General features: G+C 40.4%; 1 protein-coding gene. It reads right to left on the bottom strand.

What is annotated here, in order from left to right; translation table 11 throughout:
• Positions 1-37: 37 nt before the first annotated feature.
• Positions 38-1,564 carry an IS1634 family transposase gene (locus I5M32_RS16515; RefSeq protein WP_200588271.1) on the bottom strand — a complete coding sequence of 509 codons (1,527 nt, stop codon included), beginning with the start codon at positions 1,562-1,564 and terminating at the stop codon, positions 38-40.
• Positions 1,565-1,691 lie beyond the last annotated feature (127 nt).

Raw genomic sequence — 1,691 nt, 5'->3', positions numbered from 1 at the left:
TTCCTGTTTTGTGCAATGGGACACCCAAGCTAAATTTTCAATTTAAATCCAGTTCAAACAGGTCAACAATTGCTTGTTGGTCTTGATTTTTGATAACCAATCTTTCATATATGTTTTCTGAATATGGCGTCTGTATCCTCACTTTGTATATCGTTTTGATTATATCTATTGTTTGTTCAGGGCTATACACAGCTTTTTTTTCTTTGAGTAACCGCTCTAGTTCCTTGTAAACTTTACAGGCTGCAAAAGAGATACATATGTGGGATTCGATTCTTCGTCTGAGTCGATGAAAAATAGGTCTTATCTGTAAATCCGACTTGGATATTCTGAAGGTTCGCTCGATATTCCATAGCAGGCTGTACTGCCTGATTACCTCTTCTTTGGGCAGGAGGCCATTCGTCACATATCCCTTCAGTCCGTCCCATTTGCTATCCTCATCATACTTGTCATAGTTGATCGAAATCTCCACCTGGCCATTGAGCGTTAAGTATTTATTATATCCTCTGTTGTTGATGTTTTTCTTTCCCAACCTTCCGCTCTGGATAGCTTTTTCAAGTTTCTCCAGGCCTCTTTTCCTGTTATTCCCATCCTTTATTGCCCGGCTCCTCTTATATCCGATTATCAATTTATCCGTCCCATCCATCTTAAGCTCTGCGCTTTCTTTATCACTTAGTTTAAGGCTCAAAATCTGTTCAGTTATCCTGTTTTCCATATTCTTTATACGGGCACCTAAAATATACTGATAGCCGGCATCTTTAAGCTTTTGTATGTTACTTCTAGATAGCAATCCGGAATCAGCAACAACGACTAAACTCTCAAATGAATATTTGGCACTGAAATGCTCAATGATGGGCATCATCGTTTCTCCTTCATACTTGTTGCCTTCAAAAATATCGTAGTCCAAGGGATACCCGTTTTCACTTACCAGTAAGCCCAGTACGATTTGTGGGTGTTGGTGTTTTCCGTCTTTACTGAAACCGGTTTTGCGCAAGTCGTCCTCCTCGCTCGCCTCAAAGTATAAAGTCGTGACATCGTAGAAAACTATCGATAGCTTGCCTCCCAGAATACCTAGAGTATGGGCAAAACTTATCTCTTTGACCAAGTCTATCTGTTGCTTATGAAGCTTGTCCAGGTATCTGTAAATTGTATAAACACTCACGTCTATCCCTTTATACTTCATTAAGTAATCTGTCGTCTTTAGCTTACTGACGGGATAGACGATGCGTGTAATTACCAGATGCTTAAATAACTCTTCATCAATGAGATTGAAGCCGATATCGTTGAAGATGCGTCCTAGTAACAGCTCTGGTCCAACTAGATTCATTGAATCCAGACTATTCAAAAAGGTGTCTATAAAGTCCAGCTCTTTAGATCGATGAAAAGGAATGCTGGCTTGCCCGCCCATATTTTCAACAATCCTTTTCCCTTTTTTAATCAGGTAATCAATCTCCTGCTGATCCGAGGAACTACCGACTGTTTGATACACGGTGTAGCGACCAGATGATTTATCGATAATCTGGACACTGGTGCTGCCGCTTTTATTACGTTTGCATCGAACGAACATAGTCCTCAAATGTATAAAATACACCGAAGTTTCGTGTTATTTCACTCGCGGGACACCCGAAACACCTCAAAAAACAAGCTTTATGAGGAAGCTAAGCCACTTTGTGGAAACCACCGCACAAAACAGG

The organism is Pedobacter segetis, from assembly GCF_016623585.1.
GTDB classification, from domain to species: Bacteria; Bacteroidota; Bacteroidia; order Sphingobacteriales; family Sphingobacteriaceae; genus Pseudopedobacter; species Pseudopedobacter segetis.
This window is presented reverse-complemented; position numbering and strand designations above follow the sequence as displayed.

Bases quoted from the DNA above. Each gene is read 5' to 3' on its own strand.
- I5M32_RS16515 (WP_200588271.1), bottom strand. From the start codon at position 1,564: ATGTTCGTTCGATGCAAACGTAATAAAAGCGGCAGCACCAGTGTCCAG.